The sequence below is a fragment of the Paenibacillus oleatilyticus genome (genome assembly GCF_018998565.1).
Classification (GTDB): Bacteria; Bacillota; Bacilli; order Paenibacillales; family NBRC-103111; genus Paenibacillus_G; species Paenibacillus_G oleatilyticus.
This window is the reverse complement of the sequence record NZ_JAHNZO010000007.1, coordinates 246,304-261,811: the sequence shown is the minus strand read 5'-3', so window position 1 is coordinate 261,811 and position 15,508 is coordinate 246,304. Positions and strand designations below refer to the sequence as shown.

At 52.9% G+C, this 15,508-nt stretch carries 17 protein-coding genes; 2 read left to right on the top strand and 15 right to left on the bottom strand.

Going from position 1 to position 15,508, the window contains the following annotated elements; genetic code table 11:
- Positions 1-416: 416 nt before the first annotated feature.
- The 3 genes from KQX66_RS12180 to KQX66_RS12170 form a co-directional block, all read right to left on the bottom strand.
- The gene (locus tag KQX66_RS12180) at positions 417-1,190 is read right to left on the bottom strand and encodes a thiazole synthase (protein WP_216792715.1); all 774 of its coding nucleotides are present in this window, start codon (positions 1,188-1,190) and stop codon (positions 417-419) included.
- 29 nt (positions 1,191-1,219) lie between these two features.
- Positions 1,220-1,420, bottom strand: coding sequence for a sulfur carrier protein ThiS (thiS, locus tag KQX66_RS12175; RefSeq protein WP_025853022.1), 201 nt, complete (start codon positions 1,418-1,420; stop codon positions 1,220-1,222).
- A 261-nt stretch (positions 1,421-1,681) separates the two neighbouring features.
- Positions 1,682-2,557, bottom strand: coding sequence for a nucleotidyltransferase-like protein (locus tag KQX66_RS12170; RefSeq protein WP_216792714.1), 876 nt, complete (start codon positions 2,555-2,557; stop codon positions 1,682-1,684).
- Between the two features lie 123 nt (positions 2,558-2,680).
- Between KQX66_RS12170 and KQX66_RS12165 the strand changes: the two genes are divergently transcribed.
- Positions 2,681-3,064 (top strand): DUF2614 family zinc ribbon-containing protein, encoded by a 384-nt coding sequence (locus KQX66_RS12165; protein WP_216792713.1) that lies wholly within the window; start codon positions 2,681-2,683, stop codon positions 3,062-3,064.
- Positions 3,065-3,130: 66 nt separating this feature from the next.
- Here the strand turns inward: KQX66_RS12165 and KQX66_RS12160 are convergent, their stop codons facing one another.
- The 7 genes from KQX66_RS12160 to KQX66_RS12130 all read right to left on the bottom strand — a co-directional run bounded on the left by KQX66_RS12160 (position 3,131) and on the right by KQX66_RS12130 (position 9,232).
- Positions 3,131-4,882: a glycosyl hydrolase family 18 protein gene (locus KQX66_RS12160; RefSeq protein ID WP_216792712.1), complete on the bottom strand. Its 1,752-nt coding sequence runs from the start codon at positions 4,880-4,882 to the stop codon at positions 3,131-3,133.
- 115 nt (positions 4,883-4,997) lie between these two features.
- Entirely contained in the window at positions 4,998-5,429 is a 432-nt protein-coding gene (gene perR, locus KQX66_RS12155; protein ID WP_216792711.1) for a peroxide-responsive transcriptional repressor PerR, read from the bottom strand.
- 66 nt (positions 5,430-5,495) lie between these two features.
- Entirely contained in the window at positions 5,496-6,743 is a 1,248-nt protein-coding gene (locus tag KQX66_RS12150; RefSeq protein WP_216792710.1) for a DUF4097 family beta strand repeat-containing protein, read from the bottom strand.
- Between the two features lie 13 nt (positions 6,744-6,756).
- A complete protein-coding gene (locus tag KQX66_RS12145) occupies positions 6,757-7,392 on the bottom strand; it encodes a hypothetical protein (RefSeq protein ID WP_216792709.1) in 636 nt (211 codons plus the stop codon).
- Between the two features lie 15 nt (positions 7,393-7,407).
- Positions 7,408-7,899 carry a hypothetical protein gene (locus tag KQX66_RS12140; protein ID WP_216792708.1) on the bottom strand — a complete coding sequence of 164 codons (492 nt, stop codon included), beginning with the start codon at positions 7,897-7,899 and terminating at the stop codon, positions 7,408-7,410.
- On the bottom strand, positions 7,850-8,443 hold the full coding sequence (locus KQX66_RS12135; protein ID WP_216792727.1) for an RNA polymerase sigma factor: 594 nt from the start codon (positions 8,441-8,443) through the stop codon (positions 7,850-7,852). The genes KQX66_RS12140 and KQX66_RS12135 overlap by 50 nt, the downstream gene beginning before the upstream one ends.
- A gap of 96 nt (positions 8,444-8,539) precedes the next feature.
- Positions 8,540-9,232, bottom strand: coding sequence for an MgtC/SapB family protein (locus KQX66_RS12130; RefSeq protein WP_216792707.1), 693 nt, complete (start codon positions 9,230-9,232; stop codon positions 8,540-8,542).
- A gap of 182 nt (positions 9,233-9,414) precedes the next feature.
- Between KQX66_RS12130 and KQX66_RS12125 the strand changes: the two genes are divergently transcribed.
- On the top strand, positions 9,415-11,097 hold the full coding sequence (locus KQX66_RS12125) for a hypothetical protein (RefSeq protein WP_216792706.1): 1,683 nt from the start codon (positions 9,415-9,417) through the stop codon (positions 11,095-11,097).
- Here KQX66_RS12125 and KQX66_RS12120 read toward each other — a convergent pair.
- The 5 genes from KQX66_RS12120 to KQX66_RS12100 form a co-directional block, all read right to left on the bottom strand.
- Positions 11,082-11,534, bottom strand: a complete 453-nt coding sequence (locus KQX66_RS12120) for a GNAT family N-acetyltransferase (RefSeq protein WP_216792705.1) — start codon at positions 11,532-11,534, stop codon at positions 11,082-11,084. The genes KQX66_RS12125 and KQX66_RS12120 overlap by 16 nt on opposite strands.
- Before the next feature lie 163 nt (positions 11,535-11,697).
- Entirely contained in the window at positions 11,698-13,146 is a 1,449-nt protein-coding gene (gatB, locus tag KQX66_RS12115) for an Asp-tRNA(Asn)/Glu-tRNA(Gln) amidotransferase subunit GatB (protein ID WP_054974864.1), read from the bottom strand.
- A gap of 19 nt (positions 13,147-13,165) precedes the next feature.
- Positions 13,166-14,623, bottom strand: a complete 1,458-nt coding sequence (gene gatA / locus KQX66_RS12110) for an Asp-tRNA(Asn)/Glu-tRNA(Gln) amidotransferase subunit GatA (RefSeq protein WP_216792704.1) — start codon at positions 14,621-14,623, stop codon at positions 13,166-13,168.
- A 42-nt stretch (positions 14,624-14,665) separates the two neighbouring features.
- Positions 14,666-14,953, bottom strand: a complete 288-nt coding sequence (gatC, locus tag KQX66_RS12105; RefSeq protein WP_036684822.1) for an Asp-tRNA(Asn)/Glu-tRNA(Gln) amidotransferase subunit GatC — start codon at positions 14,951-14,953, stop codon at positions 14,666-14,668.
- A gap of 176 nt (positions 14,954-15,129) precedes the next feature.
- The gene (locus KQX66_RS12100) at positions 15,130-15,507 is read right to left on the bottom strand and encodes a hypothetical protein (RefSeq protein WP_010502168.1); all 378 of its coding nucleotides are present in this window, start codon (positions 15,505-15,507) and stop codon (positions 15,130-15,132) included.
- Position 15,508: the final 1 nt, after the last annotated feature.

The window sequence follows — 15,508 nt, the reverse complement described above, 5'->3', positions numbered from 1 at the left end:
TTAGGCACGCCGCCAGCGTTCGTCCTGAGCCAGGATCAAACTCTCCATTAAAGAAAAGCTGATTAAAGCTCAAAAGTTACTACTGACGAGAATTTTCATTCTCTTTATGACACTCACTCGATGTTCAGTTTTCAAAGGGCAATTTCTCCATCAAAAGCCGGACTGTCAAGCATTTCAAGCTTTGTCGGTTGTTGTCACCTCGTTTAGCGGCGACTTTTATAATATATCACATTTGCCTATCTTAATGCAAGCTTTTTTTAAAACCATTTTTTTGAAGCAGCTTGATTAAGTTTTTTAAAGGCAGCCGTTTTTAGCGGCGAGAATTAATTTAACACATCTTAAGTTTGAAAGTCAACCCTTAAACTAAATAAAAATATCCGGCCGCTCGAAGGCAGCCGGAAGATACCAACATCCTATTACTCTATCATGCCTTCGACGGGGCTGCTGGCAGACGCATAGCGCTTCTTCGGAATACGGCCCGCCAAGAAGCCCTTGCGCCCTGCGATCACGGCCAGCTTGAACGCTTCGGCCATCAGCACGGGGTCCTGCGCACCGGCAACAGCCGTGTTCAACAGCACGCCATCCGCGCCAAGCTCCATAGCTAAGGCAGCATCCGCAGGACCGCCAATGCCTGCATCGACGATAATCGGAACTTTCGCTTCTTCGATAATAAAACGCAAATTATTCGGGTTTACGATCCCTTGACCGGAACCGATCGGCGATGCTCCGGGCATAACGGCCGCGGCTCCCGCTTCCTGCAGCTTGCGGGCCAATATCGGATCATCCGAAGTATAAGGCAATACGATAAAGCCTTCCTCTACTAAAATTTTCGTCGCCTCCAGCGTTCCTACCGGATCGGGAAGCAGCGTTTTCGGATCTCCGATCACTTCTACTTTGATCATATCGCAAAGCCCGGAAGCTTTGGCCAGGCGCGCAATGCGCACAGCTTCCTCTACGGTATAGGCCCCGGCCGTATTCGGAAGCAGCGTGAACTTCTTCAAATCTACCGTTTCCAAAAAGTTAGGCGCATCCGGATTGTCGATGGGCAGACGGCGGATAGCAAAAGTCAACACTTCCGCTTCCGAAGCCCGAACGGCCTGATCTTGAATCTTCAAATCCGAAAATTTCCCTGTCCCGAGCAGCAGTCGGGATTGAAATTCGTAAGGTCCGATTTTTAACGTGTCGCTCATGATGGTAGCTCCTCCAATGATAGTTTTATTCAGCCGCCGCCGACAAAATGAACAATTTCGATCTGGTCTCCATCGTTCAGGCGGGCTTCCTCATACCGGGTACGGTCAATAATTTCCCGGTTTAATTCGACAACCAAAATTTTATTGTCCAGTTTAAACGCCGAGAGCAGTTCGGCTACGGTGGCCGCATTATCCACTTCCCTCAGTTCCCCGTTCACGGTCAATCGCATCCTTATCACCTCCAGCCGTTTTGCCGATAAAAGCAAAAAGCCGACCCGCAGGCGGGCCGGCCGAATGTTGTCCTGCATACTTCATATGCAGTTTGCTGGCATTCGTCCACTTCCCTACGCTGGTATAATCCAGTGATGCCTGCTCTACGCAGACTTCATAACAGGTTCCAAGGGTCAAAGAACACGCTTCTTTTTCTCAGCCCCGCAAGTCGGAGCTCCCCTAGTGGCTATTTGATTGTCCAATCCATTATAACACAACGTTCAGCTTTTGACATCCTTATACCGCATCTCCAGCACGGATAGCTCCGGGTCATGAGTAAAGACGATTTCTTTAGCCAACGATTTTTTGACCAGCTTATTCAAGAGCAGCGGGAGATCCGCTTTAATGTCTGCCAGCTCAGGCTGCTGCTGGAGCTCCTGAAGGCTCCACGCTTCCTCGCGGCTGGCAAGCAGTTCGATCAGCGGCCTGCAGCAGCGCTCCATCTTGGACATGACGGAAAATTCGCTGGCTAGCAGCACCAGTTGAACGCGCTGTTTTAACGTCTCTTTACTTAGCGTCAGCTCCTCGTACAGCTTATACACGCCGGGATTGATCGTCTTCACCTGCCGCCAAATCGTTACTTCCGGATGATTGCCGGACTCGATAATGACGATTCGCGCCCAATGATGCAGGGCCTCCAATATATTGTTGTATGCATCAAGCAAATGCTCGTCTAAGATGTATTCTTTACTTTGCGAATAGCAGCGCAAAAATTTGGAGAACTCGATCAGCAGCTTGTGTTCTCTCAGCGGTAGCGGGAACTCAAGCACTTTATGCCGCAGGGTCTCCAAATACATATCCCGATCCAAAAGTATCTCCCCTTTTAAGATCCAATAAATAACATTGCGATACTCGCCGCGCAAAATCAGTTCATCCAAAGTATCCGGGCTTATCCATCTTTCTTGTATACGGCGGTTGTCTTTTATATAATGAACTTGTTGATGAGCACGTTCGTTATTGCTGCTGACAACCAGAAGCACAATGTCGAATCCGTCTGTGATAGCCGAGAACAAAGAAGGATTGTCGACGGCCGCTACGCTGATAACGGACTCGTCTTGACGGAGCCTTTCTACCCAATATGCTTTTAAGGAATCCATCGCGAAAGCCTCCTGACGATAGCCACATGCGTTCTTCATGAATAGTTATTTCTACATGAAGCCGCCGTTTCCTGCATTCTTTTGTGACGACACTCACAATTCTTACGAGAAAGAAGTGAAGACATGAAATTCAAGTCAAGTAAAGTAAATGAATTCCGGCTGTGGGGGCTCCTGCTGACCATGGGCGGAATGCTTCTGATGATCCTCGGACTTGCCGGGATCGTCTTCGAATGGGGAGCCGCCGGCCGGATGATTGCCGCCGTATGTATGGTCATCGGAGCCATTGCCATGCTGGTGAGCATGGGAATTTATTTTGCCGCGGGCATGATGTCGACCAGCGCGACGGTCATCGAATGCCCGGAATGCGGAAAGCCGACGAAGATGCTAGGGAAAACGGACCGCTGCATGTTCTGCAAAACGATTCTGACGCTCGACCCGAAATATGCTCCGGCCGCCGATTCGGCACCAACCTCGACGCATCAAGCCGGGGAAACGACTTCTCCATAAAGGAATAAAAAACCGGCTCCGCCATCATCGTTCGATGAGGCGAGCCGGTTTATTTTGTATTGATTGTTATTTTTTCGGCGCTTCTAATGACGTGCTGATCCAGTTCCATGCCTCGGGATTCTCGAAGCCTCTTCGCCACGATGCGACGCCCGCCAAATCGTACTTTTTCACGAGCTCGATGCGCGCTTTTACCGACGTCTCGTCTTCGATCCAAATTTTGTTGAGCTTGCCGTCTTCCGTGTACTCGATGTAATTTTGTCCCGTTTCCGGGGAAAATACAGGAGTAAGCTTTTTCTCCTTAATGATGCGCTGGGGCATATCCATAAACACGGCTTTTGAGCTCACATTGGTTTTGCCGTTCTTTTTCGTTTCGGTCCATACCCGCGTATAGAAAGGAATGCTGAGAATCAGCTTGGACGGCGGAATCTGCTCTTCTTTCAGCAGGTCGGAAATCGACTTCTCCACCCATGGCAGCGAAGCGACGGAACCGGCCTTCGGACTGCTCGCCCAATGCTCGTCATAAGCCATCAGCATCATATAGTCGAGCGACTGGATCAGCGTTTTCCGGTCGTAAAACATGGACCACGCTTCGCTGCTCGATTTGGCGGTGACATCCATGGAAACGACGAGGCCCTGCTCATGCATAAGCGGCGCCATTTCCCGGACGAATTGAACCAGGTTTTGCTTGTCCTTCAAATTCACGTTCTCGAAGTCGATGTTGATTCCTTGCAGTGAATACATCTGTGCAAAAGCAAGCAGTTGCTTGATCATCTTCATTCGTTTGTCATAAGTGGAGAGCGCTTGGGTCGTCCGCTTCTGCTCGAAGCCGTTGCTGAAAAGTCCCCAGACTTGGTATCCTCTGTCGTGAGCCCATTTGACATAGGCAGGATCGGCCAAGTTTTTGAGATTGCCCTCGCCGTCCTCCAAATGAAACCACGTCGGACTGACCACATCCAGCCCCGGCATGTCGGGAATTTTGCTGGTGTCCGGATTTTTGGTCACGACCTGCTCCCAAGTCATATTGATTTTACCGCTAATTGGCTTTTTAGCCACGAACGGAGGCTCCGCTTCTTTCTTCGGGATGACTTCGTCCTTGTCGGCAACCAACTGATCCTTGCGAACATATCCCATATAGCCGTTCGTCTGCTGCACCCGGTACCATTCGCCTTCCTCGCCCCATACGATCAAGCTCTCTCCCTGCTTCAAATCGGCATGAATCGGAGCTTTGATCGTCGGGTCCCGCCGCATGGCAAGCGTTTTGTCGGGTTTATCCGGAATGGTGATCGTCTTATACCAGTGAATCGTCTCGCCTTCCTTAAACAGCAAAACGGCGCCCGTATCCGGCGATTCCCGCAGGTCGATCTTGTATAAATCTTTCAGCGGATCGATCGGCAGGTACAATATCCCGTTCGACTTTTCGAGCGGAAATTTGAGCGTAAACGGCTTTTCGTTGATCATTCCGGTCAACTGGCTGGTTCGAAGCCGGACCACTTTGTTTTGCGTCGTAATGATTGTCGACTCGCTCACTTTCTCGTAAACAAGCGTGGGATCGATCCGTTCCTTAACAATGTCGAACGGAAGCTTCAAGCTTTCCTTCTGCCCGACGGCGGGCTGATCCAGCATACCGCCTTCGTAGAAGATCGGTTTGGGATTACCGTTAAAGTCAGGTTGTTCATGCTGCCAATTCGGGACATACTTGATCCATAAGTAAGCACCTAAAATAAGACCGCATAGGAGGGCAAAAAACAACAGGACAAAGGTCGACTTCTTTCTTTTTTTGCGGCGCGACCCGCCTCCCGCTTCAAACGTCGGTTCCATGGTTTCACTCCCGTCACATGATGAGGCAAAGCTGATGAATAATGAAAAAAGGACGCGTCTACCCGCAGCCGCGGGAATCCAGACACGTCCATTATACCTTAATTCTACCAATCTATCATGTCGTCTGCTTGGCACAGTCCGAACAGATGCCGTAAACTTCCACCCGGTGGCTTTTTACCTGGAATCCGGTTATTTCGCCGGCTGCCTGCTCCAGGTCGTCCAGCGGCTTGTAAGCGAAGTCGACCAGCTTGCCGCATTCCTCGCAAAGCGCATGATAGTGATCGGACAAATCCGCGTCAAAGCGGCTGGAATGGTCGCCATAGGTCATCTCCCGTACCAATCCACTTTCGATAAATACCTTAAGATTATTGTATACCGTCGCCACGCTCATGCTAGGAAAAAGCGGCGACAACGCTTTATATATTTCATCCGCCGTCGGATGGGACATTGTATTAATCAAATATGATAAAATGGCATGCCGTTGCGGAGTCATCCGAATGCCCATCGTTTTGAGTTTGTTAAGTGCCTGCTCCAATGAATGGTTCATCGTGTTCACCGCCTAATCCGGGAAAAGAGTGTATCACTTTATTTTACCCGGATGTTCAACAAATTGTCAATTGGACCCCTGTATGACGAGCTTGCTGTTGGTATGCAGCTTAATTGTGTATTTGCCGCTTCCGACCGTACCTTTGACGCTATCCTCTTGAACGGACAAGGGCAGATTGGTTTTGATGCTCTCCTCTTCTCCTTTGCCGTCGATCCGGTAGTCGCCGTTTTGTGGAAGCTTGACCTCCACCTTGCCGTTGTCCGTTTGCACGTCCCAGTTGCCGTCGACAACTGTGCTGCTCACTTCGACGGACCCATTGGTCGATTGTAATTTTACGCCTTTAAACGTCCCCTGCGCGGTGACGCTGCCATTGCTCGTTTCTGCCCGCAGTTCCCCTGTCACATTGGCGATGTTCAGCTTCCCATTGGTCGATTTCAGCGTCGTATCCCCCTGATGATCCTTCACCTGCATTTGTCCGTTGGTGGTTTTGATCGTCATCGGCCCTACCGTGCGTTCCGATTGAACTTTGCCGTTGGTGGTCTCCAAATCCAACTCGCCCTGCAGATTCTCAAGACGGATTCCCCCATTCGTCGTACGCCCATAGAGACGCTGCTTAATCGGCAGTCCGGAGGCATCGATATTGCCATTGCGCATCTGCAGCTCCACATTGACTTTATGCTCCGCGGGCAGCGTAACGACCAGATCCATCCGCGGCTTGCGGTTTCCGAACAGGGCGCCGACGCCTTCGTATTCTTTGGCGACAGCCTGGATATTGAGCGTATTGCCGCTCACGCTGTGTTCCAGTTTGGATTCGTTCGCGAGCGCTTGCGCATCTTCTTCACTGACACCTTTAACGTACACCTTGACATCGACCTGAAGCTGGTCGACCGATCCGGACTTAAGAACGACGTTCCCACTCTCATTGTCCACCTTTACGTTCTCGACGGGGGCAGGAAGCTCGATGGCGGTAATGCCTTTATCGAATTTCTTTCCCTCGGCCATCATATCGATCGTCCCGTTAACGGTCCAACCGCTGAATTTTTTCAGAAGCTCGCCGCTCTGGGTGCTGACAATGACGATGGCGGCGATAAGCACCGCGAAAATAATCCCGCCGATGTCGAGCTTCAATTGACGATCGCTTTTTCCAAACTTGATATTAAATAAAATATATTCAATTCCGAGCAAAACAAACAACAGCGGCCACCAATCCGCCAGCATCGCAGTCAGGTGAGTGCCCGTCGTCTTGTCGGCAATTACGGCGCCGCCGACACATACAAGCAAAATTGCCGCCGTGTAACGGCCTGCCTTATGCATGCGAATTCTCTCCTTATTTTTTCCTGGATTCTTTATAGAACATGAAAACCCCGATAGCAATCAAAATAACAGCGCCAAACGACGAACCGACAAAGTCAAATATGCGTTCGAGCCACTGCGGCTTGCCTCCGGCCAGAAACAACAGAGCACCCGCTGCGATAAGCGCGTAGCCGAATATGTTCCCCTGGCGCAATTTGCGCGTCGGCTTCTCGGACGTAAACGGCAAATCCCCTTCCGTCCGGGGCTCGTCAAAATAAGCCGGATGTCCGTACCCGTTAACCCGATCCGTTTGCTGCAGCGCATCGAAGATATTGTAGAAGTAAGTGACGGGCATAAGCAGCGAAAACAAAACGATCAGCGGAATGTTTTCCGATCCTCCCGTTGCGAAATATACAATAGCGACAATATTCATTATAAACAACAGCATGATCCCCAGGCCCCGCTGCATCAAACCCAAATATAATTGTCCGGTGCCCGGAATAAAAAACGACAATAACCCGGCTAGCCATTTGCTCTTATGAGGCTTCGGTCTGAAAAAAGGATCGAACGGCGGTTTTTGGGACTGCCCCCAACGCTCCATTCGCTCCCGTAAAAACTCGTCTTCCCGATCCTCACGATGATAATGCGGGCCTTTCGGTTGGTCCTGCATTCGTAGATTCCCTCCTTATGACAACAATTGGCGCGACACCGATTCGACGACGTGGAACAATTGAAGGGCGCCGGTACGAACATCGGCCTCCCACTGATTCGGGTCCAAAGACGTCAGCTTCCCGAATACGCCGGAAATGATAAACAGGAACGTAGCGGCCATGGCGACCATCCCGTGAAGCAGCTCGGTACGCCAATAAGGCTTCCATTTGCGCCGGGGCGAGGCAGCTTGCGTCTCGAACGCCGGGTGATCCGGCAAAGACCGGTCCGATGAAGCGTACGCTCCTCCCGAACGCAAAGCGGACATGACGCGGTCTGTCAACTCCACAGGCGCCTGTTCGACGGCAAGCTGATCCAACATCAATTCGACATCCAAAAAGTCGGACAGTCTCCCGCGGCATGGAGCGCAAGCCTTCATGTGACGTGCAATCCGATGGTATTCCAATTCAGAGCAGCTTTTATTCAGATAGCGTTGCAGCTCTTGATCTTTTGGATGCATGATGGTCATGTCCCCGCACCTCCAGCCATTTTTCTTTAAGCAGCGATTTTCCGCGATACAATCTCGTTTCAATCGTCTTCATCGGCAATCCGGTCACATCCGAAATTTCTTGATACGATAGCTGTTTGTAATGATACAAATACAGAATGAGCCGGTATTTGTCCGGCAGGTCGGCGAGCAGCCGCTGCATCGTTTCCTGCTCTTCCTTTTGCAGCGCGCGGGCCTCGGGCTCTTCCCGGCGGTCTCCGAACCAGCCCTTAATTTTGTCCAGAATCGCTTCGTACGGCTTGCGGCTCTGCGAACGCCTGTAGTCGGTGACCAGATTGACGGTCATCCGATAAAGCCAGGTTTTAAACTTGGCGTCGCCGCGAAAGTTGGAAAGGGAACGGTACAGCTTGATAAATACTTCCTGAGTCAAATCCTCGGCTGTTTCGCGATGCAAGGTCATGCGATAAATCAGCGTATAGATATAGTCCTGATAACGTGCCATCAATATCCGGTACGCTTCTTCATCACTTTGACGGATTAGGTCGACCAGTTGTTCATCCGTCATGCTCTCCACATTGCTCACCGCCTCGATCTGCGCTCTTGAAACCTTAGACGCCGTTCCTCCGCCAAACCCCTTCAAAACCATTCAAAAAATTTTATTTTAATCGCAGGAAACGGAACGGACGCCATCCAGCCGCATGAGATCCTCGACCGTTTGGCTGACATTGTCGCCTTTGGCAAGCCTCAGCGTAAGGGTGATGTGAATCAATTCCTCTTCTTCCGAAGGAATCTCTTCGACAGAAAGCTTCTGGATTACGCTTCCTTTGTTGGCGAGCAAAGCGGACACTTTGCCGATCAAGCTCGGCGTATCCAGCGCTTTGAGCTCAATATGACGCAGCTTTTTAGCGCGGAGGTATTTTTTCTCCACCAAGTTAAGCACAAACAAACTGATCAAAGCAAACACGCAGCTCAATGCGGCCGCATAATAAAAGCCTGCTCCCGTCGCAAGACCGATAGCTGCTACTACCCATAGGGAAGCGGCCGTCGTGAGGCCGGTGATCGATTTGCCTGTATATAGAATGGTCCCCGCGCCGAGAAAGCCGATACCGCTAATGACTTGGGCCGCCAGCCGGGCCGGGTCCAACCGCACGTTGTCCAGCTTGGAAAATTCGGAAAAACCATACATGGATAAAAGCATAATCAGCGTGGAACCGAGGCAAACGAGCATGTGCGTGCGCAGTCCGGCGGCATGGCTGCTCTGCTCCCTCTCGATCCCGATCAAGCCGCCGAACAGCAGCGACAATACCAATCTGAGCGTAATATGAAGCGTATCGATCGTCCATGGATCGTGCATAAAAGAAACCGCCTCCTTACCAACAAGATATTGATGACTATTGTAACACGTCATCCTCTTCTGATGGAGACCCGGTAAAAATATTCCGCAGAAAAGTCATTGACTTCGGGACAGTTGCAGGTAGACTAAAGAAGTGAAACGTTTAAATTAGCATGGGACGAGTACTGGAGGAATGGTGCTTCATGAAAAGGGAAACGAACGAACGGAGACGTCTCGTTCTCCGGCTTGCGGCCGAGCAGGCTCTTGCTCTGCCTCTGCTGGAGAGCGACTATTGGTTTCATAAAGATTTGCGCGACAACTTTTATTTTGCTTCCCATCTGTTTGCCTATGTAGCGGAAGGCGCTCCCGGTTGGAGTGAAGAGACCCGGAAAGCGGCGGCCGGTCTGTCGGTCCGGATGCTTCGCCAAGTGTTGACGCTGCAGGACCAAAATCCGGACAGCCCGATGTACGGGCATTGGCCGCTAAATCTGGGAGCCGATCCGGCCGCGGCAAAGCCGCACGTACTGCCGGTAGAGCTCATGGGATGCCTGCTGATCCTGTTCCACGAAAGGATGCGGCACGCGCTGCCCCCTGAACTGGATAGCGAGCTCCAAGCGGCACTGCTGCACATTTACAAAAGCGGCGTGTACCGCCATCCGCTGGCGTCGATGCACCATCACGAGGCGAAGCATACCGCATTAAAGCTGCTGCTCGGACACGTATTCGCCGACGAGGCGCTGCTTCGGGAAGGGACGGCATGCGCCCGCCGCCTGCTAAACCACGTACGTACGTTCGGATTCAAGGAGTACGGCTGCCTTCCTTGGCATTGGCATTGGATCCAAGCTTTCACTTGCGTATGGGAAATCGTCCGGGATGAACAAGCGCATATAGTCACGGAAGAGCTGCTCGACTATTTGTGGAGACTTCGCGCGGAATCGTATTTGCGCGGCGCTTGGGTCGGGCCGCAGTCCCGGATCTGGCCGCACGATGCGCCGAAGGATACGAATACGCCGCACGACTATATCCAGTTCGGCGATTTTCCGGCGCCGACGGCGTTTCCTCGTCTTGAGGGAGCGGCGCTCTTCAGCTATGAAGTACCGGAGGCTGTCCGGGAGGCGGTCGTGAACCGCCAGGCGCCTTGCGAGTTCAAGCGCAAGATCCGTTTTGCCGGAGCCGACGGGAAAGTTGAGTCCGAAGCTCATACGTATGCCTATTTGACGAACGACTATGCCCTCGGGGGCATTTGGGAGCGGCGCGACGAATTCGACAATGAACAGCTGCGCTGGGATGTCTCCCTGCCCCTGGATACGGAAACGGCCGCGCTGGGCGTAAATCAGCTGTACTTCTTCCACCCCGGGGCCCATTACACGCCGGGCGACGACCGCCATGCCAGCTCTTACGGGCAGGTGCTGCTGGACAAAGATACGGTCATCGCCGTCTGGGACGTGCCGCCAGACGCCGAGGCCGCCGATACGTTGGTCAGCTGCCTGCCCAAAGGCGAATGGCATGTCGAAGAACGAAGCGGCTACGGAAAGCTCGGACAGGTCTTCGTCGCCGTCCATCTGATGCAGCCATTGAGCGTGATGGAACAAAATGACCGCCTGTCCGCAGCCTCGCTGCTTTCTAACGGACGGAACGCGGTCGTGGTCGAAGCGATGGGGGCGGCGGAAGCAGAAGCGTCCAGCGTATTGACGCTGGACGACTGGCGTGCGTTCGCAGGCGCTTCGGACAAGCAGCCTGTTTTCGAAGACGGAGATGAAGCCTTGTCGGTTGCTTATACGACTCGCCGCGGCCGCAGGCTGCAGCTGTCCGTTCGCGGGGAGACCATTGTACAGCGTACGGCCGACGGCGCAACAGTTACTTTTGACGACTATACGATTTTTTGAAATTGTGTCAGCGTAATACCGGGTGCAAGCAAATGGACCTGCACCGGCTCGTACCCGTGCTTTTCGTAAAGCCGTACGGCCGGCGTATTGTTCGTGCCCGTAGCGACTTTGATCAACGTTCCCGGCGGGACATGCTGCTCGATATGCTCCAGCAGCCGGCTGGCAATCCCGTGACGGAACCAGTCGGGATGCACCATCATCCGGCACACGGTCATTTCCTTAGGCGATTGCTTGCAGGCTGCCGCACCGACAAGCCGCTCATCCATATAGCAGCCGAAAAACGCTTCTCCCGACTCCCGAAGTGAAAGCGGCGAATCGAGCAGCGGCGGAATCTCTTCGAAGCCCACAAGCTCCGCTTCGATACGGTATGCGACCTGCTGAAGCGACAGCAGCTCCAGCACGGCGCTCTGATCGCTTAAATCAATTGGTCTGATCATGAAGATACAGAGCCTCCTTCGAGCCTCATTTGACAGCGGAGGCATTTAGATTGCCCTATATTTTACCAAACGAAACGTTGCCTCACAACAAAAGAAGCTGTCCCTGGCAAATGTTCACTTCGCCTTGGGACAGCCTCTGCTGTTTTTTCAGCTATGGAAAATCTTAACGGTTCAGGACCTCGATAATTAATTTGTTCACCAATCCGGGGTTGGCTTTCCCCTTCGTCTCTTTCATTACTTGACCGACCAGGAAGCCGACGGCTTTTTCTTTGCCCGCTTTGAAGTCTGCCACCGATTGCGGATTGCCCGCAACGATCTGCTCAACGACAGCCAAAATCGCGCCTTCGTCGCTGATCTGCACAAGCCCCTGCTCCTCAACGATCGTCTGCGGGGCTTTGCCCGTTTCCAGCATCGTTTTGAAGACGGTTTTGGCAATTTTGCTGCTGATCGTCCCTTTCTCCATCAGTCCGATCATTTCGCCGAGACCTTTACCGGTCACTTTGACATCCTGCAGCTCCAGGTTGTTCGCGTTCAAGTAGCCGAGCAGGTCGCCCATAATCCAGTTGGAGACTGCTTTGGCGTCCTTGGTGAAGTTCAAGCTTTCCTCGAAAAAGTCGGCCAGCTTGATCGACGACGTGATGACCTCCGCGTCATAGCTCGGCAGACCGTATTCGCTGACGTACCGCTTCTTGCGGGCGTCCGGCAGCTCGGGAATCGATTCGCGGACGCGCGCTTTCCAAGCGTCGTCGATGTGCAGCGCCACGAGGTCCGGGTCCGGAAAATAACGATAGTCGTGCGCTTGTTCCTTGCTCCGCATCGTCAGCGTCTTGCCCTGCGCTTCGTCCCAACGGCGCGTTTCCTGTACGACTTTGCCTCCGCTGTCCAGCACGTCCGCCTGACGCCATTCTTCGTATTCCAGTCCGCGCTGTACGCCACGGAACGAGTTCATGTTCTTCAGCTCGGCCTTGGTGCCGAATTCCTTTTGCCCGTAAGGACGCAAGCTGATGTTCGCGTCGCAGCGCAGCGAGCCTTCCTCCATCTTCACGTCGGAAACGTCGCAGTACTGCATGATCGCTTTCAGCTTCTCCAGATATGCCCGCGCTTCCTCGGGGGAACGGAGGTCCGGCTCGGATACGATCTCGATCAACGGCGTGCCGACGCGGTTGAAGTCGACGAGCGAGGCATGTCCTCCGTCTACGTGGGTCAGTTTGCCCGCATCTTCCTCCAAGTGCACGCGCGTAATGCCGATGCGCTTCGTTTCGCCGTTGACCTCGATTTCGATCCAGCCATGCTCGCCGACCGGCTTGTCATACTGCGAAATTTGGTACGCCTTCGGGGAGTCAGGGTAAAAATAGTTTTTGCGGTCGAATTTGCTCTCCGTTGCAATCTGGCAGTTGAGTGCCATCGACGCTTTCATCGCGTACTCCACCGCTTGCTTGTTCAGCACGGGAAGCACGCCGGGATGTCCGAGACAGATCGGACACGTATGGGTGTTCGGCGGAGCTCCGAAGGCGGTGGAGCAGCCGCAGAAAATTTTGGAGTTCGTGTGCAGTTCAACGTGCACTTCGAGCCCGATGACCGTCTCGTATTTCTTGTCGGTTGCTGCTGTCACTAAAGGTGGCTCCTTTCTATTACAGCTGCGGACGCTGCTTGTGGAAGTCGGTTTGCTGCTCGTAAGCGTGAGCGACGCGTAAAATCGTCGATTCGTCCAGCGTCTTGCCGATAATCTGCAATCCGATCGGAAGACCGTCGGCAAAGCCGCAAGGAACGTTGATGGCCGGAATGCCGGCAAGGCTGACGGGAATCGTCAAAATATCGTTCAAATACATGGTCAGCGGGTCGTCCGACTGCGCGCCGATCTTAAAGGCCGGCGTCGGGGCCGTCGGTCCGATAACCACATCATATTTCTCGAACACCTGCTCGAAGTCGCGTTTGATCAACGTACGGACCTTTTGCGCCTTCAAGTAGTAGGCATCGTAATAACCGGAGCTGAGCGCATACGTTCCGAGCATGATTCGGCGCTTCACTTCGTCGCCGAATCCTTGGCTGCGGGATTGGACATACATATCAAGCAAATTTTTCGGATTGTCCGCGCGCACGCCGTAACGTACGCCGTCGAAGCGCGCCAGGTTGGAGGACGCTTCGGAGGAAGCGAGCAAATAATAAGTCGCAACCGCGTATTCCGTATGCGGCAGCGATACTTCTTCGACGATCGCCCCTTGGCCTTCCAGCACCTTCAAAGCGGTCAGGACGGCATCCTTCACCTTCGGGTCGATGCCTTCGCCCAAATATTCCTTCGGGACGGCAATCCGCAGCCCTTGAACGTCGCCGGTCAAGGCGCTGACGTAATCCGGGATTTCCGTGTTAAGCGACGTGGAATCGAGCGGATCGTGCCCGGCAATCGCCTGGAGCAAATAAGCGCTGTCTTCCACGTTTTTGGTGAGCGGACCGATCTGGTCGAGCGAGGACGCGAACGCGACCAAGCCGAAGCGGGAAACGAGCCCGTAAGTCGGCTTGAGACCGACAATGCCGCAGTATGCCGCAGGTTGGCGGATCGAACCGCCGGTGTCGGAGCCGAGCGAAAAGTACACTTCGCCGGCCGCTACCGCCGCTGCGGAGCCGCCGCTGGAGCCGCCCGGAACGTAATCCAGGTTCCACGGATTGTGCGTCGGATGGAAGCTGGAGTTTTCGTTGGAACCGCCCATCGCGAACTCGTCCATATTCAGCTTGCCGATGCTGACCGCATCCGCTTCTTTAATCTTCCGAACCGCTGTTCCGTCATAAATCGGGTTGTAGTTGCGTAAAAATTGGCTTGCGCACGTCGTGGTGACGCCTTCGGTCACCATGTTATCCTTAATGCCGATCGGCAGCCCGAACAGCAGCCCGCGCGGTTCGCTGCCGCCCCCCTTGGCGTCCAGCTCCTTCGCCTTCGCCCGAGCGTTCTCCTCGTCCAACGTGAGAAACGCCTTTACTTTGCCGTCGACAGCGGCAATGCGTTTATACGACTCGTCCACCAGATCGGAGACGGTGATTTCCTTCGCATGAAGCTTGTTATGCAGTTCCTGCAAGCGCAAATTAAACAAAGACAAGCACAAGTCCTCCCTTCAGGTTCGCCTCGGTAGATTCCACACTTATTCCAATACGGCAGGCACTTTGATCTGCCCGTCTTCTTCGTCCGGGGCGTTAAGCAGCACTTTCTCAATCGGCAGCGACGGTCTGACCTCGTCTTCGCGCATGACATTGACAAGCGGCATCGCGTGGCTGGTCGGTTCGACATCGTCCGTGTTCAATTGCTCCAGCTGCCCGGCATATTTCAATATGGCGTTCAACTGCTCAGTAAACTGCTCTTTCTCGCGGTCACTCAGCTCCAGTCGGGCGAGAGCGGCCACATGTTCGACATCCTTCACGGTTATGCTCATTCCTGCACCTCACTCTACTGACAATCATTCTTATTATTATAGCGGAGTTAGGGGGTGAACTCAATTGGAAACCGTGTGATTTTGCCCAAAAGAAAAAGAACCGGCAGCGCACATTTCGAAGTCGCGACCCGATTCTTTCATTTCAACTCTATCACGTTTCTATATAAATGAACGCTTCAAATCCAAGCCCTTAGATTGACTTGCTTGATGAAGTCTTCCTTGGACTGCACCTCTTTGTTCGTTTCCGCTACGACTTCTTCCGTATCGCCGTTCATTACACGACGAAACAGCTCTTCGTTCTTCGTCGCAAGCGCAAAATCGATCAGCGCTTCTCGTTCCAGCCGGTCCACTTCCTGCTGAATGAGCACTTCCTCGAGCTCGACATCGGCGCCCGGTACGAAATAATGCTTGTTCACTTTCGGAATTCGAACCACGTAATCGAACACATTGTCCGCATTGCGGTCGTACGCGATAATATATCCATATTCACCGATCGGCAAATTTTGTTCGAAGCTATCGCCAATAATAACGATCTTCTGTCCCAGACGCAGCATG